The sequence below is a fragment of the Pararhizobium sp. IMCC21322 genome (genome assembly GCF_030758295.1).
Classification (GTDB): Bacteria; Pseudomonadota; Alphaproteobacteria; order Rhizobiales.
The window spans coordinates 5,109,140-5,129,129 of sequence record NZ_CP132335.1; the positions used below are offsets into that span (position 1 = coordinate 5,109,140).

Annotated in this window: 22 protein-coding genes; 8 read left to right on the forward strand and 14 right to left on the reverse strand. The window is 51.6% G+C overall.

Annotated elements, in window-relative coordinates:
- Positions 1-149 precede the first annotated feature (149 nt).
- Genes RAL91_RS24300 through RAL91_RS24310 form a run of 3 tightly spaced genes read right to left on the reverse strand, consistent with a single transcriptional unit; the run spans position 150 to position 2,984 of the window.
- Complete coding sequence (locus RAL91_RS24300; RefSeq protein WP_306258803.1) at positions 150-1,448, reverse strand: TRAP transporter large permease; 1,299 nt, start codon at positions 1,446-1,448, stop codon at positions 150-152.
- Between the two features lie 15 nt (positions 1,449-1,463).
- Positions 1,464-1,979 carry a TRAP transporter small permease gene (locus RAL91_RS24305; protein ID WP_306258804.1) on the reverse strand — a complete coding sequence of 172 codons (516 nt, stop codon included), beginning with the start codon at positions 1,977-1,979 and terminating at the stop codon, positions 1,464-1,466.
- Positions 1,980-2,984: a sialic acid TRAP transporter substrate-binding protein SiaP gene (locus tag RAL91_RS24310; RefSeq protein ID WP_306258805.1), complete on the reverse strand. Its 1,005-nt coding sequence runs from the start codon at positions 2,982-2,984 to the stop codon at positions 1,980-1,982. It lies immediately after the preceding gene.
- A 211-nt stretch (positions 2,985-3,195) separates the two neighbouring features.
- On the opposite strand from RAL91_RS24310, the gene RAL91_RS24315 reads away from it, so the two are divergent.
- The 3 genes from RAL91_RS24315 to RAL91_RS24325 all read left to right on the forward strand — a co-directional run bounded on the left by RAL91_RS24315 (position 3,196) and on the right by RAL91_RS24325 (position 7,311).
- Positions 3,196-4,134, forward strand: coding sequence for a dihydrodipicolinate synthase family protein (locus tag RAL91_RS24315; RefSeq protein ID WP_306258806.1), 939 nt, complete (start codon positions 3,196-3,198; stop codon positions 4,132-4,134).
- 15 nt (positions 4,135-4,149) lie between these two features.
- The gene (locus RAL91_RS24320) at positions 4,150-4,818 is read left to right on the forward strand and encodes a GntR family transcriptional regulator (protein ID WP_306258807.1); all 669 of its coding nucleotides are present in this window, start codon (positions 4,150-4,152) and stop codon (positions 4,816-4,818) included.
- An 84-nt stretch (positions 4,819-4,902) separates the two neighbouring features.
- The gene (locus RAL91_RS24325; RefSeq protein WP_306258808.1) at positions 4,903-7,311 is read left to right on the forward strand and encodes an alpha-mannosidase; all 2,409 of its coding nucleotides are present in this window, start codon (positions 4,903-4,905) and stop codon (positions 7,309-7,311) included.
- 67 nt (positions 7,312-7,378) lie between these two features.
- On the opposite strand, the gene RAL91_RS24330 is transcribed toward RAL91_RS24325, so the two are convergent.
- The 4 genes from RAL91_RS24330 to RAL91_RS24345 are packed head-to-tail and all read right to left on the reverse strand — an operon-like array spanning position 7,379 to position 10,793.
- Positions 7,379-8,374, reverse strand: coding sequence for an Ldh family oxidoreductase (locus tag RAL91_RS24330; protein ID WP_306258809.1), 996 nt, complete (start codon positions 8,372-8,374; stop codon positions 7,379-7,381).
- Positions 8,375-8,385: 11 nt separating this feature from the next.
- Positions 8,386-9,312 (reverse strand): hydroxyacid dehydrogenase, encoded by a 927-nt coding sequence (locus RAL91_RS24335; protein ID WP_306258810.1) that lies wholly within the window; start codon positions 9,310-9,312, stop codon positions 8,386-8,388.
- Positions 9,313-9,326: 14 nt separating this feature from the next.
- Entirely contained in the window at positions 9,327-10,496 is a 1,170-nt protein-coding gene (locus tag RAL91_RS24340) for a UxaA family hydrolase (RefSeq protein ID WP_306258811.1), read from the reverse strand.
- Positions 10,497-10,505: 9 nt separating this feature from the next.
- Positions 10,506-10,793, reverse strand: coding sequence for a UxaA family hydrolase (locus RAL91_RS24345; RefSeq protein ID WP_306258812.1), 288 nt, complete (start codon positions 10,791-10,793; stop codon positions 10,506-10,508).
- Positions 10,794-10,957: 164 nt separating this feature from the next.
- Between RAL91_RS24345 and RAL91_RS24350 the strand changes: the two genes are divergently transcribed.
- Positions 10,958-11,725 carry a GntR family transcriptional regulator gene (locus RAL91_RS24350; protein ID WP_306258813.1) on the forward strand — a complete coding sequence of 256 codons (768 nt, stop codon included), beginning with the start codon at positions 10,958-10,960 and terminating at the stop codon, positions 11,723-11,725.
- Positions 11,726-11,749: 24 nt separating this feature from the next.
- Here RAL91_RS24350 and RAL91_RS24355 read toward each other — a convergent pair whose 3' ends face one another.
- The 3 genes from RAL91_RS24355 to chrA all read right to left on the reverse strand — a co-directional run bounded on the left by RAL91_RS24355 (position 11,750) and on the right by chrA (position 14,824).
- Positions 11,750-12,631, reverse strand: coding sequence for an alpha/beta hydrolase (locus RAL91_RS24355; RefSeq protein ID WP_306258814.1), 882 nt, complete (start codon positions 12,629-12,631; stop codon positions 11,750-11,752).
- Entirely contained in the window at positions 12,628-13,440 is an 813-nt protein-coding gene (locus tag RAL91_RS24360; protein ID WP_306258815.1) for a creatininase family protein, read from the reverse strand. Before RAL91_RS24360 ends, RAL91_RS24355 begins: the two co-directional genes overlap by 4 nt.
- Positions 13,441-13,525: 85 nt before the next feature.
- The gene (gene chrA, locus RAL91_RS24365) at positions 13,526-14,824 is read right to left on the reverse strand and encodes a chromate efflux transporter (RefSeq protein ID WP_371932565.1); all 1,299 of its coding nucleotides are present in this window, start codon (positions 14,822-14,824) and stop codon (positions 13,526-13,528) included.
- Positions 14,825-15,092: 268 nt separating this feature from the next.
- On the opposite strand from chrA, the gene RAL91_RS24370 reads away from it, so the two are divergent.
- Positions 15,093-15,914: a hypothetical protein gene (locus RAL91_RS24370; RefSeq protein ID WP_306258817.1), complete on the forward strand. Its 822-nt coding sequence runs from the start codon at positions 15,093-15,095 to the stop codon at positions 15,912-15,914.
- A 62-nt stretch (positions 15,915-15,976) separates the two neighbouring features.
- Here RAL91_RS24370 and RAL91_RS24375 read toward each other — a convergent pair whose 3' ends face one another.
- Both RAL91_RS24375 and RAL91_RS24380 read right to left on the reverse strand, forming a co-directional pair.
- Entirely contained in the window at positions 15,977-16,420 is a 444-nt protein-coding gene (locus RAL91_RS24375) for a YqaA family protein (RefSeq protein WP_306258818.1), read from the reverse strand.
- Positions 16,421-16,468: 48 nt separating this feature from the next.
- Complete coding sequence (locus RAL91_RS24380; protein ID WP_306258819.1) at positions 16,469-17,467, reverse strand: Gfo/Idh/MocA family protein; 999 nt, start codon at positions 17,465-17,467, stop codon at positions 16,469-16,471.
- A gap of 404 nt (positions 17,468-17,871) precedes the next feature.
- Here RAL91_RS24380 and RAL91_RS24385 point away from each other — a divergent pair, with 404 nt between their 5' ends.
- Positions 17,872-18,081 carry a cold-shock protein gene (locus tag RAL91_RS24385; protein WP_306258820.1) on the forward strand — a complete coding sequence of 70 codons (210 nt, stop codon included), beginning with the start codon at positions 17,872-17,874 and terminating at the stop codon, positions 18,079-18,081.
- Between the two features lie 80 nt (positions 18,082-18,161).
- On the opposite strand, the gene RAL91_RS24390 is transcribed toward RAL91_RS24385, so the two are convergent.
- Both RAL91_RS24390 and RAL91_RS24395 read right to left on the reverse strand, forming a co-directional pair.
- Entirely contained in the window at positions 18,162-18,653 is a 492-nt protein-coding gene (locus RAL91_RS24390; protein ID WP_306258821.1) for an SRPBCC domain-containing protein, read from the reverse strand.
- Positions 18,650-19,057 (reverse strand): helix-turn-helix transcriptional regulator, encoded by a 408-nt coding sequence (locus tag RAL91_RS24395; RefSeq protein WP_306258822.1) that lies wholly within the window; start codon positions 19,055-19,057, stop codon positions 18,650-18,652. The genes RAL91_RS24390 and RAL91_RS24395 overlap by 4 nt, the downstream gene beginning before the upstream one ends.
- Before the next feature lie 74 nt (positions 19,058-19,131).
- Between RAL91_RS24395 and RAL91_RS24400 the strand changes: the two genes are divergently transcribed.
- Both RAL91_RS24400 and RAL91_RS24405 read left to right on the forward strand, forming a co-directional pair.
- The gene (locus RAL91_RS24400; RefSeq protein WP_306258823.1) at positions 19,132-19,524 is read left to right on the forward strand and encodes an SRPBCC domain-containing protein; all 393 of its coding nucleotides are present in this window, start codon (positions 19,132-19,134) and stop codon (positions 19,522-19,524) included.
- 75 nt (positions 19,525-19,599) lie between these two features.
- Positions 19,600-19,986 carry a DUF1761 domain-containing protein gene (locus RAL91_RS24405; RefSeq protein WP_306258824.1) on the forward strand — a complete coding sequence of 129 codons (387 nt, stop codon included), beginning with the start codon at positions 19,600-19,602 and terminating at the stop codon, positions 19,984-19,986.
- Positions 19,987-19,990: the final 4 nt, after the last annotated feature.

Below are 19,990 nucleotides of genomic sequence, written 5' to 3' on the forward strand. Positions count from 1 at the left end.
CCACCTAGGGTCAAAACCTCCAGGGTTGGTGATCGCCAGATTACAAATGTCAGATCGAGACGATTCCCGTGATGATAATTTTAACATTCACCAGATGGTCAGAAAATTTGAAATTACCCGTGCCCGGCGCTCCAAAAGTGAAACTTTGATCAGAGCAGTCCAGCGACCCTTGGCAGCCATAGCACCAGTTCGGGAGTAAAGGTAATCACCCCAAGGAGCACAATAAGCACACCGACAAACAACCAGATCTCTCGTATCATCTCCCCTAAGGGTATTCCGATTAGAGCCTTGATAATAAACAGCAATATTCCATATGGCGGTGTAATCAGACCAATCATCATGTTGAAAACAATAACTACGCCGAAATGATGCAAATCTATCCCCAGAGCAGCTGCGGTGGGGATGAACAGGGGCGTGATCACCAGCATGATGGTTGAAACATCAAGGAAACAACCAAGTACCAGATACAAAAGGTTTACCATAATCAGGAATTTGACGGTCGTCATTTCGTAACTGTCAAAAAACGCGAACACCGCCTGGGGAATATTTTCAACAGTAATCACATAGTTGAAAATAAACGCGCCCGCCAAGACCATGGCGACAACAGCCGTTGTGCGAACCGTTGCAACAACGACATCAAAAAATTCCCTCAAGCCAAGTGATCTATAGGCAAATACAGCGAGAATCAGAGCGTAAAGAGCTGAGACTGCTGCGGCCTCGGTTGGCGTGAAAGCACCGGAATATATACCGCCAAGCAGGATCGCGGGCATCATCAATGGTGGCAAAGCGCGCAAAATTATCAGCGGGAATGCCCGCAGCGCAATCGGTGCTTCGACCGGGAAACCACGCACTTTTGCAGCTATCATGACAACGATTGAAAGCACGACGACAATCAACAGGGCTGGAATAACGCCGCCTAAAAACAACACCCCGACCGAAGTGGACGAAATCAGGGCATAGAAAACCATCGGGATAGACGGTGGAAAGATCGGGCCGACAACGGAAGATGTGGCCGTGATCGCGCCAGCAAAGCCACGTGGGTATCGATTGTCTTTAATCATCATGGTTGTAAGGATTTTACCGACCCCGGCGACATCTGACACCGCACTACCGCTCATCCCGGAGAAAATAAGACTGGTCAGGATATTGACCTGGGCCAGACCACCGGGCATCCGCCCGACAACCGCCAGCGCAAATTTTAGAAGCCGGTCTGAAATTTTGCCGGCGTTCATGATGTTGGCGGCGAATATGAACAACGGAACTGCGAGGGCAACAAAGTTTCCAAACAAGCCGTTCAAAACCTGTTCCGATGCAAGCCCCATATCGCGTCCGGCCATCAACAGATAGAAAATGCTGGAGACAATCATCGCTATGCCCATGGGCATACCCGCAACAGTCGTAACGATCAGCAAAATGATCATGATTGGAAGGGCAACTGAGGCCAACATAGCTCGTGTCCTCGGCTAAATATGATCGCGCCACTTGGCGCTGAAAAGATGAAAAAGCCGCCACACAGCTTGCAAGGTGAACCCGATGATAAAAAACAGGTAACAGCCATATATCCACGTCATCTGAATACGCAGAACCGGTGAGCGTTTGCGCAAAAGAAAATCCAGATAATCAACCGTACGCGGTATCACCAATAGGAATGCGATAGCCAAAACAATCATGGAGAATATTGCGAACCAGCGCTTAACGTGGTCCGGAACGATGTCATACACCACGTCGAACGTCACATGCTCCCGCTGTGGAACCATGAAAGCGGCTGCCCAGAACACCGCCCATATGAATGAGATCATCGTTGCTTCCTGTGACCAGGCAAGTGGGTCATTGAGAAGATAGCGAAAAAAGACCTGAACGATAAATCCCGAAAATGTCAGAATAAACAACAGAGCGCCGATGCAATCGGCGCTCTGTTTGAGTAAGCGTGCCCAGTCGTGTGACTTTTTTGAGTATGAGTTGGGCACTTTTGTCGTCACTTAGTCTGCAAGTGCGTTTACACGCTCCAACCAACCTTCAGGCCATAGTGCTGCGCGGTCTGAATTCAGGTAGAATCCCTGAACATGATCGCGGAAAGCATCAAGATCAGGGGTTGTCACCGCCAGACCCTTGGATTCAAAAAACGCAACCAACCGGTCTTCTTCTGCGATACGGTTTTCATTGTTCCAGTCACAAGCTGCTTGCGCAGCAGATTCCATGGATGCCTTGGCTCCATCACTCATCTGATCCCAGGTCTGGTTGTTCACCGCAATCGGCAAGCCGTCGACCAAATGGTTCGTCAAAACAATCTGTTCGGTAACTTCATAGAATTTGGCGGCATCAACTGTTGGAAGCGGATTATCCTGCCCATCAACTGTACCGGTTTGCAAACCAAGATAAACTTCAGAAAATGGCAAAGGTGTTGGGTTGGCACCAAGAGCTTTGCCAAGGAACAACCAGGCATCTGAACCCGGCATCCGCAATTTGACACCTGCCAGATCGGCTGGAACCTTAACATCGCGCGCTTCACGCAAATTTATCTGACGCGTTCCAAGGTAGCATACATCCAGCAATTGGATGCCCATTTCGTCTGAGACACGCTGCTTCACCTCGGCCCCAAGATCGCTTTGCATAAGGTTGCGGTAATGCTGGGCATTCTGGAAAAGATAGCCGGACGTGAACAAGCCAAATGCAGGAATGGCATCCGCAATTGACTGAAACGATACATACGCCATCTCGGCGTTGCCACGTTGCAGCGCATCCAGATCCCCGTTTTGACCGAACAGAGAGCCGGAGTCGTAAAGCTGAATATCGAAAACACCCGGCTCAAGTTCATTCAAGCTGTCTGCAAACACTTTCATTGCTTTGGTATGCAGGTCGGTTGGGACAGATACTGTTGTGAACTTCACTTCAATCGGATCTGCTGCCAGTGCAGCGTGAATTCCGGATACAGTAAAAGCAGCGGCAGAAAGCATCACGGCCGCAGTTCGCATTAAGTTTTTCATAATTCCCTCTCCAATTGATCGACAACTGAGCGCACCCTGATCAGGGTGCAATATCCTCCAGTACATCATCAATCGTACTTTTAGATTTGCGATATTTGCGTTCATGACCTTGCTACATATTATTTCATATGTAAATACTGCTTGTACGACAAATCGTATAACTCATTGTATCAGTTATACCATCGTCAACCGTATCGCGAGGAGCGGACAATTGAAATTTGGTGGCATAGTAACGGCAACGATAACACCACTCTCAAGCCCACGGCAAATTGACGCTGACCGGCTCGCACACCATTGCAACGTCCTTTTCGCGGAAGGATGTAGCTTTGTTTCAACGTTTGGCACGACGGGCGAAGGCGCATCGTTTTCGGCAGATCAAAAAATCGATACGTTGAAAAAACTGAAAGAGCACGGACTTGAAATGTCCCGCTTCATTCCTGCGATAATGACCTCCAGCTTTGCAGACGCAGGGAAAATGCTTGCCGCCTATCATGCCTTAGGCTGCGCGGCTGCACTTGTTTTGCCACCGTTTTTTTACACCGATATTTCTGACGAAGGGGTCATCGACTATTTTGAAGCAATGTTGGATGTTGCTGAAAATCCCGAAATACCTTTGTTGCTTTATAATATTCCACGTTACAGCGGCACGCATTTTACGCCCAAATTAGTGGAAAAACTGGTCATACGTTTTGGGCCCCAAATTGTAGGCATAAAAGATTCGACCGGAAATTTGGAAAACGGTCTTACGCTGGTTAAATGCTTTCCCAACCTGTCGATATTTACTGGCAATGATCGCGTGATGCCGCCTCTGGTGGCGGCTGGTGGTGCTGGAATGATTGGTGGAATGCCCAATCTTTTTGCAAGTGATCTGGTTAAACTGTTTTCTTCGATAGGGGATAGTTCAACGACCGACCTATTGGAAAAGGCCGCGAAACGCATCGAGATTGTTGATTCCAATGGCGGGCTCAATGTTCTGAAGGCAGCAGTTGCGCATAGATACAGGGACAATTCCTGGTGTCAGGTGGCCCCTCCTTTGGAGCAAATATCGAAATCTGCTTTCGATATGCTCCTGCCGCTTCTTGAGGTGCCAACGCTTGCACAACATTTGGATCCGAGCCATTTCAATGCGTCAACAAAAGTCACAACCTGATTGAAGGCCTGACCATTGAAAAAAACAACCGCAGCCAGAGCATCAAACTCGGTTCAGCGAACCGCCTATGACCGGTTCCAGGAGGCACTGCTTCAAGAACGACTGAAGCCGGGCCAGGTCGTCACGCAACGCCTGCTGGTTTCTCTCCTTGATCTGTCCACGGGCGCACTGCGTGAATTATTGCCACGGCTTCAGGCGGAAGGTTTGCTCACGGTTTTGCCGCAACGTGGCATTCAGATAACCGTCATCGATTTGCCGATGATCCGTGACGCATTTCAAATGCGCATGGCGATGGAACGAGAAGCCGTGATCGTTGCGACAAATTCCTGGCCACAAGAAGTGATCGACCAACAGATATCCATCCATCAAGACATTGTGGAACGGCAGGCAGAAAGCCCCTCCCAAACATTGCTTGATGAAGGGCAGGAAGTTGACACGAATTTCCATAAGCGTCTGATTGAATTTACAAAAAACAAATTGTTGATACAGGCATATGACATTGTTTCAATCCGGATACGGTTGATAAAACTTGAACGAATCCGGCTTTCTGACGCGGTATTGCCCGATGCTTTCAGGGAGCATCTGGCGATTTTGAACGCCATCAACAAACGCGATCAGACAGCCGCTGTTGAGCAAATGGAAAATCACATTCGAAATGCACGGACGCGCGCGACAACGCTCTAGGCGATCGTAAAAATCGTGGGCCATCTCGCACTAAACGCCCTTGCCCAACTGACACAGATACTATCAGTCAAAGGATCTTGAACCATGTCAGACACCGCTTTCACGCACCCGACCCTCCACATGATTGGCAATGCGCATATTGACCCGGTTTGGTTGTGGCGCTGGCAAGAGGGATGCGCCGAAGCAATAGGCACCTGCTGGGCTGCCATCGACAGGTTGCGAGAAAACGATGCTTTCATTTTCTCAAAGGGTGAGGCCCATATTTACGAGTGGATAGAAAAACTGGAGCCGGATTTATTTGCCGAAATCCAGCGTTACGTTGCTGAGGGTCGCTGGACCATTGTAAATGGCTGGTGGATTCAACCGGACTGCAACATCCCGTCGGGGGAATCGGTCATCCGGCAGGCGCTCTATGGAAAAAAATATTTCCAGTCGAAATTCGGTGTCGATGTTCCCGTTGGGTTAAATGTTGACAGCTTTGGGCACCCTTCCACTTTCCCAAAATTACTGCGTCACACCGGATCCAGTTATTACACCTTTATGCGCCCCAACGCGACCGAACTCGATTTACCAGCAGAACTGTTTAACTGGGTTGGTGACGACGGATCAGAAGTGACCGCTTACCGTATTCAGGGTGCCTACAGTACGTCCAAGCGCGAAATGCCGCTGCCGGAAAAGATAGACCTCAACTATAGAAACTCTGGCGATTTCGGTCATCCAATTATGTGCTTTTATGGCGTGGGCAATCATGGCGGTGCACCAACTATTGCCAACCTTACCGAAATCGAAAAGCGTATCGGCAACAGCGAAAATCTCAGATATTCAAGCCCCGACATTTTCTTCGACGAAGTCAGTTCATCGGACCTGCCACGTTATAAGGGCAATCTGCAATACCATGCCATTGGATGTTATTCGGTTGCCTCAAATCTCAAAACATTCAATCGGAAAGCTGAATCCCTGCTTGAAATGGCCGAAGCCGCTGCGACTCTGGCCACATTGAATGCGCACATAGACTATCCCAAAGACCATTTCGAAAAGCTTTGGAAAACACTGCTTTTCAATCAGTTTCACGATACTTTGGGCGGGTCCAGCATCGAAGTCGCATGCGATGATTCCGAAAGCGAATTAAGGGGTGTCATTGCGGACGCAGAACTCATTTTGAACGCATCGGCGCGCCAACTAGGCCGAACAATTACCAAACCGGTTGACCCGACTGATGCCACCTTTTTTGTGATGAACTTCAACGGTTCTGACAATACCGGGATGGTGGAGGCAGAACCCTGGGTGGACAAAGACATCATTTCGCCGCGCTGCCTGCTTGACGAAACGGGTCAGAAAATTCCGTTTCAGTACATTGATGCATTGGGTAAAACCAAGGGCCTTCAGCGCATTGTTTTTCGTCTCGACATACCGGCTTACGGGTATCGGACCTTGCGTTTTGTCGTCGATTCTGAACATGGCATCCCCTGTCCCGGCCAGAACATTGGCGTCCCCTTGTCGATTGATAATCTTGAATTTGAATCTGACGGCTATGCCTTGACCATCGATTCAAAAACGGGCGCAATACAGTCACTGAAAAACAAAAAAACGAACTTGGAAATATTCGATGGCCCGGCGCATCTGGGAACAATTGTAAAGGACGAAACCGACACATGGGGGCACGGTACCAAGCAGTTTGATTTCGATGGCGAAACCACCGAACTGGTTGAAATCAAATTACTGGATGCGGGCCCAATCAGAACAATTGTCGAAGTCACAACCAGATGCCGGGCTTCTGTTTTTCGCACATCGATTGCTTTACCCGCAGACCCCGAGGTCCCTGTACAATTACGGGTGAAACTCGATTGGCACGAACATCACCATTTGCTGCGGATCGCATACCCCCTTGGTGTTGACCATTTCGAATATGAAGTTCCAGGTGGCTGGGAAAAACGCCCGGATAACGGCGTAGAGGTGCCTGGACAACGCTGGATGCGTGCCGTTGGCCGTGACAAAACTGTTGTGATCACCAATGACGCAAAATACTCTTTCGCAGCGCTGGACGGCACGTATCACATCACTGCGGTGCGCTCGCCCGTCTACGCGCATCATGACCCGATTGAAGTGGGTGATGGCGGCAGTTACCGGTTTATGGATCAAGGTGAGCAATCCTTTACAATCGAAGTGTATGCCGCGCCAACTATTACCCGAACACAAGCTTCAGCGCTTGCAGAGGCGACCAATAAACCCGTTGTGGTAACGCCGCATGTCAGTCGCAACGGCGATCAACCTCATCGTGGCCAATGGTTGAAAACAAAAGTTTCAACCAGCGCAATTGGGACACTCAAAATGGCTGAAGATTTGGACGGCGCGATTTTGCGCATTGTCGAGCTCGACGGCGAACAGGACCAGCTTTGCACGGAAAATGGATCGGTCATCATCCCGGCACGCGGAATTGCGTCAGCCCGCCTGAGAACTGCCGACATAAGCCTGACGGATGGCTTGGAAAACTGATTAAGCAGCCAGAAATTATAGGGTGGTTCAACTGGCCTTGTATAGAAAGGCCAATTGAGCTCAAATTCTAGATCGCAGCCAGAGCTTTGGTCAACGCGGCGGTTATTGTCACGCCCTCAAGCTCCGCCTTCTTGCGGTTGGCCAGTCGGCGGTCACCGGGAAGCCGGGTTCCATCCTGTTCTTCTATCGACAGCACCAGCTCGGTCAGGCGATCCAGATAGTTGGTGCCAAACGCAGCCGGGTTAATTGCCAGAATCAACTGACCGGTGCCGGGACGGGCACCCTCACCGTCAAAAAAGCTGGTGGCTTCATAGGAATGATTGGCACCGACAAGCGTCGCACACAAAATTTCCACCATCAGCGCCAATGCGGTGCCTTTGGCATCGCCCATTGGCAGCATGGTACCGGCAAGACCAGCCTTGGCATCAGTTGTTGGGTTGCCCTCGGGGTCCAATGCCCAGCCTTCAGGTATGTCTTCGCCCCTCTGAGCCGCAGCCATGATGTTACCACGTGCCACTTTTGAGACCGACAGATCCACCACAAGCGGAACACGGTCCCTCTGCGGGCTGGCAAATGCAATAGGATTGGTGCCGTAAATGGCGCGGTTTCCGCCCCAGGGCGCAATGGAAGCGGGCGCATTGGCGAACATCAACGCCACCAGACCCTGTTCCGCCAGAATTTCCACATGGTGTCCGGCAACGCCGCAATGGTTGGAATGATGTATGCCCAACATGGCAATGCCCTGGCTTTTCGTCACATCAACAAGCGCTTCCAGCCCGATTTTGAGCGCCGGATAGGCAAAGCCACCCTTGCCATCGACAGCCACCGCACCGGGTGCCGGACGCGAGAGAACCGGCACCGCATGACCATCCGCCTTACCGGTTTTCGCCTGGGCGCTATAACCCTGCAGTCGAGAAAGGCCGTGCCCCTTCAATCCGTCAGCTTCGGCAGCAACAACGGCATCAGCCACCATTCTTGCATTGTCTTGTGATGTATTGAATCCAACAAGCGTTTCGCGCGCAAAGTCACGCGCTTCCGCAAGACTGACCTGACGGTCTTCCATAATATTCTGCCTTATGACTTGAGCACCGATAGCACATTGGCAACGGTGACTTCTGAAACCCGAATATTGCTCTCGTCAGTAACGCCGGCAATATGTGGTGTGAGAATGAGATTTGGAATATCGGCAAATTTGGAACCAGCCTGCGCTGAAACCGGTTCGGTTTCAAACACATCCAGTGCAGCACCACCAAGATGGCCTTGCCGCAACGCGGCAGCAAGCGCCGCTTCATCCACAACACCGCCACGCGCAGCGTTGATGAGGATTGCGTCAGGCTTCATGGATTTCAGCGCAGATTCATTTATCAGGTTTTTGGTGTCGTCCGTTAACGGCACATGCAGGCTGACAACATCAGCGCGTGAAAGAAGCTCTTCCAGAGATACTTTTTCCGTGTCGCCCCACTGAGGATCGCCCTGCTGCAAAAACGGGTCAAACCCGATGATGCTCATGCCGAGCGCTGTGGCGCGTTGTGCAGTTTCCCGCGCAATTGCACCATAGCCCACCAGGCCAAGAATTTTTCCGCTGATTTCCCGCCCCATCAAGCGACCGCGTGGCCACGCGCCGGCAGCAACGTCGGCCGTGGACAAATAGGCGCCACGGAGCAAAACCAGTGCGTTGGTGATGACATATTCGGCAACGGACAAATCATTGGCACCGGATGCCGGATGGACTGCAATGCCTTTGGCGGCACAGGCTTCCATGTCGATATTGTCCAGCCCTACGCCAAGCCGTCCAACGACTTTCAGATTTGTGGCAGCTTCCAGCAATGCGCCCCGGACCTGCGTCCGGTTGCGCACGATCAGAGCCTTTGCATTGGCCACTTCGGCCAGCAGAGTATCCATGTCATCGACAAGGCCAGGCTCATACAGGACATCATACAAGGAACGGGCCGCCTCAAGGGCGGCCTCGTCCATAAATTCGCTGACAACTATGTCAGCCATAAGCAGTCTCCCAATCAGGCGCTGCGGTACAATTTGGTCATGACGAATTCACGATGACCCAATGCTTCCGCCGCTGTGAAGCGACCATTGGCTGTGCGTGCAATCATCTCGATGAGAGAGTCGCCCGCCTGATCAATCGTCATTTCCCGACGCAGAATACCGCTTACATCAACATCCACATGCTCGGACATGGTCCGTACAGTCCGAGGATTGGCCGTAATCTTGACAACCGGAACAATCGGATTGCCCACCACATTGCCCTGCCCTGTTGGGAAGGTGTGGATGACATAACCGCCTGCAGCCATCAGCGTGATACATTCAGCAGCAGCTGAGGAACTGTCCATGAAATAAAGGCCGTTGCCTTTTTTCGGAGCTTCCGCAGGTTCCAGAATATCGATGTATTTCGACGTCCGACCGATCTTCTCAAGATTGCCGAGGGCTTTTTCCTCGATTGTCGTGAGACCACCCAAAATATTACCTTTGGTCGGCTGGCTGTCGGACAGATCATCTGTCTGATGCGCAAAAATCACATCATCCTGATAGGCTTTCCACATCGCATACCAGCGCTCGGCAACGTCATCATCGATCGCGCGGGCTTTGCAAAGATGTTCCGCACCGGTGATTTCAGAGGTTTCGCCAAACACGCCATAGATGCCTTTAGGCAGCAATTTATCATACATGTTGCCAACTGTCGGGCAGGACCCAAGACCGGTTGTGGTATCGGACTCACCGCATTTGGTGGAGATCCACAATTCGGAGATGTCGCATTCTTCGCGTTGCTTTTCAGACGCCCAGTGAACGAATTCCTTCGCTTTGCGGGACGCATCCATGATGGTTTTCAGATCACCATTCTGCTCAATTGAAAACGCTGCAACCGGTTTGCCGGTTTCGGCAATTCCATCAGCAATTTTCTGTGTCCAGCTGGGCTCGATACCAATTACGATAACAGCTGCAACATTGGGGTTGGCACCCGTTCCGATTATGGTGCGGAAATGCAGATCAAGATCTTCACCAAACTGCAGCCGACCATAGGCATGCGGCAGCGCAAGCGTGCCTTTGATGTTGTTGGCAACAGCCTCAACGGCTGCGTTCGAAATATCGTCAACCGGCAGAATTGCTACGTGGTTACGAACGCCGACGCGTCCGTTTTCGCGGCGATAGCCGAAAAATGTTTCCGTGTTCATGGCTTTCTCCTACCAGCGCTTTGTTTTGAGATTTTGGGTATGCACATGGCCGCCCTTTTCAGCGCTGCCAACCATCTTGCCAATATCCTGGCCATATTTGATCGCCGTATCACCGGCGCTCAGATCAGTCAGTGCAACTTTGTGACCAATGGGAACATCCGCTTTGGCGGCAAGATTGAAAGACGAATTGTCTTCAGTCACCACACACAGCATGTCGGTTCCAGCGGTTAGTCCTTCAACGACCACCACGCCAACATTGTCTTCTTTGTCATGCACCAGCAGATGCGGAATGCTCATAATAACTGCGCTGGAAGCCCAACGCCCTCTGATTAGACTGTTAGAATTTCCGCGCGATAATTATCAGCGCGAGCAAGTCTTATATAAGACATAAGACAGATGACACTGTCAACGGTGGGTGGTAACCTTATTTGCGTATTTCGAATATGGCCCGCAGGATATCGATGAGTAAAGTAGAAACCAGCCGACAGACAATTGAGCAAAACGCAAAGTCGCTCGGCTTCCGTCCCCTTTATGCACAGGTTAAGCATCAATTGCTCGAGCGGCTTATCAACAAGCTCTGGATGCCGGGAGATGCGCTACCAAGCGAGCAGCAATTGGCGGTCGAATTGGGCGTCAGCCAGGGCACCGTGCGCAAGGCATTGGACGAACTGACCAACGAAAACATTGTTGTGCGTCGTCAGGGGCGCGGCACCTTTGTGGCAGAGCACACACAGGAACGCGCCCTGTTTCAATATTTCATGCTGTCACCGGATGAAGGCAAGAAAGACGATAAGCACTTCCCACAAAGCCAATTGCTCAGCCTGGACAGCGGCTCGGCAACCCACCGCGAACGCGCAGCTCTTGATCTGGCCGCCAATGATCAGGTCTGGCGACTGGAACGAAACCGGTCCTTGCAGGACGCCCCACTGATTGCAGAAAAGATCGTATTACCAAAACTTTTGTTTGACGGCCTTGATGAGATCAAACCTCTGCCAAACAATGTTTATGCCCTGTTCGATCAGAAATTCGGACAATCTATCGTGCGGGCTGAAGAAAAGCTGAAAGCGGTGGCCGCCGAAGAGGCCTATGCAAAACGCCTTGGCTGCGCCACTGGCACGCCCTTGCTACGCATTGACAGAATTGCTTTCGCCCTGTCCGGCCGTCCCGTGGAATGGCGGGTTTATTACTGCCTGACGGACAATTTTCACTATGTGTCAAATTTGAAGTAGTGCAGTGAATGCAGGGGCTACGGCCTAACCGTTCGCAAAAATCCAGTTCAATTCCTGACGCCAGTCAATCATACGGATCGGCGTGCCATGTTTGCCCGTATTGAACAGCCGCATGCGCACGGGATAGCCCGCCCTTGCCACCTGAATGCTGTCAAACAACGCCTTGGTTTTTTTCCAGGAAAAAGCGCCGTCCAACGTGCCGTGCCCGAACACAATCGGCAAGGGTCTGCCATTGGCTGACAAATGAGGACTGGCCAGAAATTGATTGTCGGCATGAGTCGCCAGCATCAACGCTCCGGACAAAGCCGGCACAGCGACCTGACCTTTGAGATATTGCCAGCAAATCTGCCCGCCCATGGACCCGCAGGCCAAAACGATTTTAGCGCCCGGCGCCTGCGCTGCATAATGACCGATCAGTGCAGCCACATCACGCGCACCCTTCACGCCAAAATCGTTGATGCTGGGCACCAGATAGAGCCCTTTATTGCGCACAGCGAGATTTTTCAGCCGGTTGAAATTTCCACCGAAATTATAATCGCTGATACCCTGACTGCGGTCTCCGCCACGGCCATGAAGATAGACCATGATCCATTGCGCGCCCCGCACCTGCCCGGTTCGCGCATAGTCTATGCGACCCCCGCCCAGATTAAGTGACAAATCCTGCTGGCCCTTGCGTCCGCGTCTGGAAACGTAAAACCCCTGAACCTTGGCACCACGGATCTTATCGCGCTCATCAATATCCCGCTCAACCCGGTAATCAAGACGCAGAAAAGACCCGTCCTGATTTTTTTCCAGAATTTTGGGGTAGGAAAACAGCTTGTCCTTATAAGCCCCCAGTGACTGAGCCGAAGCCGCACTGGCAAAACAACAGATCGCGGTGAACAGGACGGCAAACAGCGCCCTCATGGTGCGCTCCACAAACGGTTGGGGTCGAAGCGGTTTACATCATCCAGCAATTCAACAAATCTTTCGGCTTGATAGTCCACAATGGCGCGGCCCTTTTGGGCTGTGGCAGAAGCAGCATTGCCGACAGTTCCGGCAACATTGAGATCCTGTGCTTTCCAGCCAAACTGTGCGGGCCCGTGGGCGCGCAAATGCTTGAATTCCTTCAGATAGTCCAATTGCGTTGACCTGAAATCCTCTGCCTTGTCCATCCGAACAAGCTCCGGCCTCAAATGCAGCATGATGGATGTTTCCACATCACAGCCGTGAATGCCGTAAATCCGTTCTTGTGGATCATAGCTGCCTTCCGGCAAGCCAAAGCGCATCCAGCCGGTGGCCACGCACAACATATCAAACCGCACCCGCAGCTCACGCGCCACAATGTCGATGATCGGAACATTGCCGCCGTGTGAGTTGATCAGCACCATTTTGCGGATACCTGCCCGATGCACGCTTTCACCCAGTTCAATCCAGCTTCGGATAACCGTTTCCCAGGAATGGGTCAGCGTACCGGGCGATGAAATGTGCTCATTGGATTTACCAATTTGCTGCATCGGCAAAAACGTGGCCGGCAGGCTTTCAGGCAGACGTGCAATTGTCGCCTCCACCATACCCTTGCCAATAGAAGTGTCCGTTGCAACTGGCAGATGCGGCCCGTGCTGCTCTATTGCAGCCACCGGCAGTACCGCAATCCAGTCACCCGTCACTGCCGGGTCAAAATCAGTAGTGGGCATATCCTGCCAATAGGGCGCGGGAAATCCATCTCTGGCCATAAAATTCCTTGTGAAAGCATCGAATAAGAGCCTGAATTACGGCGAAGATATAGCGCAACTGCATCACTATTGCGACCCGTACCGGTCAGAATACAGTGGCCAATACCCAGCCGCTGAAGGCCGCACTGAACAAGACCCATACAACATTCCAGTGCAACCGTAACAGCAGAACACCACAAAGAACTGTCAGCACCACAACGCGCCAGTCCAATGATCCGAAGTCAGGCTGCCAGATTTTCAGTGGCCCATAGGATTGCGCGGTCACGGTCTGAAACAGCACATGCAGACCAAACCAGATTGACAGATTGAGGATCACGCCAACCACCGCCGCTGTAATGGCGGAAAGTGCGCCACTCAACCGTGGCTGATCAGAAATCCAGTCCAGATAAGGCGCACCCACGAAAATCCACAGGAAACAGGGTACAAAAGTCACCCACAGGGTAACAATTGCTCCGGCAGTTCCCAACCAGAAGCCACCCTCGCGAAATGCCGCAAGAAAGCCGACAAACTCAGTGACCAATATCAGCGGACCGGGCGTGGTTTCCGCAAGACCCAGCCCATCCATCATTTCACCCGTTGTCAGCCAGCCATATTGGCTGACAACATCCTGCCCCATATAGGCCAGAACGGCATAAGCACCGCCAAAAGTCACGACTGCCAGTTTTGAAAAGAAGGCGCCGATTTCGGTCAGGATCGGCGCGCCGGAAAACGCACCAACGGCAAACACGGGCACCCACCAGATGGCCAGCCAGACAGCGACCTGCAAAACCGTCTTTTGCCAGGGCACCCCGACGCTGACACCCTCTACTCCGTCGCCCGCGGAAGTGCTCAAAAACCCGAACAGCCCGGCAAGAAACACAATCAGCGGAAATGGCAGTGCCAAAAAGAAAATACCGACAAAGGACACGCCGGCGATCATCCAATGCGCCCGCCCTTTGAGCGCACGCTTCGACACTTTCAGCAGCGCCTCCACCACAATGATCAGCACAGCGGCTTTGATGCCCAGAAACAGACTGCTGACCAAAGGTACGTTTCCCAGATGGGCGTAAAGCGCCGCAAGGGCAAAAACAACAAGAGCGCCCGGGAGCACAAACAGCAGCCCCCCCATCAACCCGCCTTTCAACCCATGCAACCGCCAACCCGCATAGGTCGCCAATTGCATTGCCTCTGGTCCGGGCAGCAACATGCAAAAGCTCAAAGCATTGAGAAACTGTTTCTCTGTCAGCCAGCGTTGCTCATCAACCAGAAAGCGGTGCATCAAAGCGATCTGTGCAGCAGGCCCGCCAAAGGACAGGACACCGATTTTCAGGAAAACAAAGAATGCGGCGTTAAAAGAAGGCGGCGCAGCACGCTCCTGGTCTGAAATGACAATTTCTGCGGCCATGATCTGGTGCTTTACTGCTGCTGCCGACCCATCGTCAGCGTCATCGACGGCGTTACGTGCCCGGCGGTAAAAAACATCCCATAGGCCCATTCACATATCAATTGATAGAAGTTCATTACGATACATTCGTGACAATTTGAAACCGAGATTGGCGTTGGGATCAAAACTCAATTGAGCGAAACACAACGCAGAATTGAAACAACACTTGCTGTTTCAGCTTTTGACGCGCAAAATTTGTTGAATATGTCGACCAATTTTTCAGACCGTGATGATGATAAGAATTACCGCTCAGACAATACTATTTGTTGCGCTTACCCTCCTCACTCAAATTGGCGGCCTGGCTTACATTCTGGCACTTTTGCTTGGGCGTCGGCTTTGGAAAAACGCACCGCTACATCACATAATCACAACAGTGGCTTTTCTACTCGTGTATGGGGGCTTGCATACGGTTTCTGCAATTGCCGCTCCACATTTCGGACGGGTTCCCCTTCCCTGTACCAGTCACTCTGATGATATGGTTTCCATGCAGTCACCATTATATTGCCTGCTAAATCGACACTATGTGACATCCGAATTGGAAGATGTTGTTTTCCAATTGTCCGAATACATGAATGATGTGTTTCCTGGCACGGTCACTGTCATACTGGATGCCGGCTTTCCGTTTTTGGATGGTTTTCCGCTGTTGCCGCATTTGTCGCACCATGACGGCCGGAAACTGGATCTTGCCTATTACTATGTGAATGAAAAAGCGGTTTATGTGCCCGGTCAAACCAGATCACCAATCGGCTATTGGGCTTTTGAAGAGCCCATAAGCCAAAGCACCATGCCATGCGCCAATCATGACGACTGGCTGACGCTGCGTTGGGACATGAACTGGTTCAGCCGCTTCCTGCGACCTCTTGAACTGGACAGGCAGCGGACATCTGAAGCTCTGCTGTGGCTGTCATTGACCGGTGAAGAAAAAGGCGTATCAAAAATACTTCTGGAGCCGCATCTGGAGAAAATGCTTGATGTGGAAAGCGAAAACATCCGGTTTCAAGGGTGCCGAGCGGCCCGGCATGATGATCACATCCATATTGAAGTCCGATAGGCTGACCGGGTTGATTGGAAGACAGCTCGCTTAAGCCCCAATTCGTTTTAGTCCCAACTCGTTTAAGCCTCTGCCCACTTCACCACCACATAGGCCAGAAACACATAGCGCCCGGTCTTGGCAATGCTGACCAGCAATAAAAAGCGCCAGGATTTTTCACGCAACACGCCGGCAACCACCGTCAGCGGGTCCCCGATAATGGGCACCCAACTGAGCAGAAGCGACCATTTTCCGTAGCGATGATACCATCCGGTGGCGCGCGCCAGCATGGCAGGCTTTACTGGAAACCAGCGCCGGTCCCGGTAGCGTTCAACGGCCCGTCCAAGGGCCCAATTGACAATGGACCCGCCGATATTTCCAATGCTCGCAACCACTACCAGCACGGCAACGGGCACCTGATCCAGCAGGATCAGAGCGGTCAGCACACTTTCAGACTGGGCCGGAATGATGGTGGCCGCCACAAAAGCACTGAAAAACAGCCCTAAACTGGCGACCAGTCCGCTCACTCAGGAACTATAGGCAGGTTGAAAAGCCACGCAACAGAACAACAGAGCTCAGACATCTTCCCAATTGCCACTTTCGCCAGCGCGGAAAATGGCATCAATCAGTTTTTGATTGTTCTTTGAGCTTTCCAGCGAGAAAATTTCTTCTTCGCCCTTCAAATCATCACTTGCGACGGCGCGAGCAAAGGCTTCCACCTGCATCTGATACTGGTTCACCCCGGGGAAGCTGTATTTGCGCTGCTCGGAATGATCGGCATTGTTCCAGGTTACATAGTCAGCGTCGTAGAGGCCTGCATTGAAAGGCGCAGAGACTTCCACCCAGCCCTTGTCACCATGGAAAGAGATTTCCTGACGCAACGCCATTTGGGTCGAGACATACATGGTCATTTCGAAGCTGCCGAAATCGGCTCGGCACGATGTGAAAATATCTGTGCCAAAGGTTGGATCACGCTCCACCTTTGCCGAGACACGCACTGGCTCTGCACCTGTTGCAAACCGGGTTCCCACGGTTGGATAGACACCGATATCGGGTAATGCACCGCCACCAAGAGACGCAATATTGCGCATATTGTCCGCATCCATATTGTAATAGGTGAACGCCGCCTGGACGTGGCGCAACGTGCCAATGGCCCCTTCTGCAATCAGCGAACGGACCTTGTGCCACTGCGGATGGTAGGTCACCATAAAGGCTTCCGACACCAAAACATTGTTCGCATCCCGCGCTTTTATGATGTCGTCAATCTGATCTGCGTGCAAAGAAATGGGTTTTTCACACAGCACGTGTTTGCCCGCATTGGCCGCTTTGATGGCCCACTCGACATGTTGCGAAGTCGGCAGAGGAATATAAACCGCATCAACAAGGTCACTTTCAAGCATCGCCTCGTAACTGCCGAAAGAATTTGGAATTGCAAAACGCGTGGCCACAGCTTTGGCACGACCTTCATCGCGACTCGCAATTGCAGTGATAATTCCATTATCAGCGTTCAGAATGGCTGGAATCAGCTGTTCTCGACCGATTTTTGCCGTTGATAAAATTCCCCAGCGCAACATAATTCGTTCCTCCTGTTTTGGCGGACCCTATCAGAAAGCGCATGGTTCAGGCATTGCAAATTTGTGGATAAACATATCCAGAAATCTGATTATTTAAGACCAAACGGGCACCTTCATGATGCCCGATTTGGCCGCATGTTAATCGGGTTTTGACCAATGAACCGTGGTTAAGACATTGTAAACCAGACAAAAACGAATCCTCATCTTTTGCGATTTTGCCTTGCAATTTCCACAATTGCCCCCTAAATCCCCCCCATCGATATTTGCCGATCTACTGGGTTAAACGCTCCGACACTTACGGAAGCGCACGTTTCAGACTTTCTTCAAATTCGACAAACCGGGCGACGGGCCTCAAAAATTTGAGCCAGACCCCACGTGCTAACGTTAGTGTAAAGGACATAACTATGATTACCGGCACCGTAAAATTCTTCAACGACCAAAAAGGCTTCGGCTTCATCGAGCCAGAAGATGGTTCCAAAGACGTATTCGTACACATCACCGCTGTTGAGCGTTCCGGCATGGCCGGCCTCGCAGAAGGCCAGAAAGTACGTTTCGACACAGACATTGATGCGCGCAACGGCAAAACTGCTGTCAGCACCATCGAAGCTGCTTAATCAGTCTGTGGTTCTTCGGAACCACATCTGATGATATTGAACCGCTGCTCCTTTACAGGAGCAGCGGTTTTTTTATGGCCTTACGCAGGCTCTTTACCATCCATGAATGACTCCAGGCCATCCAGGCAGCCAAGCCAACCGAAATTATGGTTGGTACGGCTCTGTTCGTCAGGAATGTGTTTGTGTTCCACAACAATTTCAGTCTTGAGCCCCTTGGCGAGAAACCGGACTATCACCCGCTGAGCCGCCTCCGGGTCAAATTCCGGATCAGACCCTGATTGCCAGGAATACTCCAGAAGATTTGGCTGCTCGACCCGCAGAAACTGTCCAATGATCCAGATGATAGATCCATCCGGCAGCAGATTGGCAATCCGGTAGCGCCCACCTACCCGCAGATCAACATCGCATTGGGGACAGGTGACATGGGCCGGGCCCCACCATTTCATAATCTGGTCGGCTCGTGTCCAGGCATTGAACACCCGATCCGCATCCCCGTTGACAAGGCGGCGAACCAGCAGCGACAGAGACGCAGATGGCGCGGGCGTTTGATTGACATCCTGAGTGTTGGTCATGATTGCTCATCTTTCTTTGCAGGCGCACCGGGTTCCGCCTCGTCAGCGTCCAGATGCATTTCCAGAGAATCCAGAACCTCGTTCCAGAACTGTGTGTATTGCTGAATCCATTCATTGGCATTTATCAACGGGTCGATGTTGAGAGAGCAGACACTGGTCCGCCCGACAATATCCCTGTTGATAAGCTTGGCGCCTTCAAGGACCTTGAGATGTTTCGACACCGCATTCAGCGACATGTCAAAGGGCTCGGCAAGCATCGATACCGTTCCGCTGGATCCGGACAGGCGTTGCACGATTGCCCGGCGGGTGGGATCAGACAAAGCGTGAAACACCCGATCCAGATGGGCAGTATCACTTTGGTACCCCTCATTTTCTGCGGGCTTTAGAGCATTGTTATTTTTCATCTTGCCAAATCCTAAACCATTTGGTTGAATATAACTGAACCTGTTTTGAAGGTCAAACCACCAAGGAGCACATCATGCCCAGTCACATTCATCAGGATGTTTTCATAAAGGCCAGCCCCGCGGACGTCTATTCCGCTTTCATGAATGAAAAACAGCATTCGGCCTTTAGTGGCGGAAAATCCCAGATCAGCACAGAGCCGGGGGGCGAGGCCATCATGCATGACGGTCAGATCACCGCCCGCAATATTGAGCTGGAGCCGGGGCGCAAAATCGTTCAGGCGTGGCGGGTCGCACCTTGGGAAGAAGGTCAATACACACTGCTGCGCATCATGCTTGCAGCAGAAAGTGATGGCACACGCATCACCCTGGATCAGACGGGTTGCCCTGAAGAAATGACAGACCATTTGGCCGACGGTTGGGAAGCCCGATACTGGACACCGCTGCGGACTTATTTTGAAAACCGCTAATGTCTGTTAGTTTTATCAATCCAAAAACGGACCGGCTGCGCTCAGTTGGTCCCACTATAAGAGGGAGTGGCGAGCATGAGTGAGCTAACATCCAATGTGAATTGGCTGGCCGTAATCATAGGAACCGTTGTCAGCTTCATAATAGGCTGGCTGTGGTATTCACCTGTTCTGTTTGGAAAGAAGTGGGCCGAAGGGTCGGGCGTGGAACTTGGCACTGCGTCTTCCATGCCGGTAGCCGCCATGGTGACACAACTGGTTTCGACCTTTTTCCTGGCACTATTGGTCGGCGTTACTGCCGCTCAAAATGCCCTTGCCACCATCATCCTGATCATTCTGACGATCGCAGGCTTTGCCATGTCAGTGGGACTGTTCGGCAAGAAGTCCACCTTTGCGATTCTGGTGGATGGCGGTTTTATTGTGATCATGGGTGTGGTGATGATCATCATACAAGGTATTTTCTAGAGCA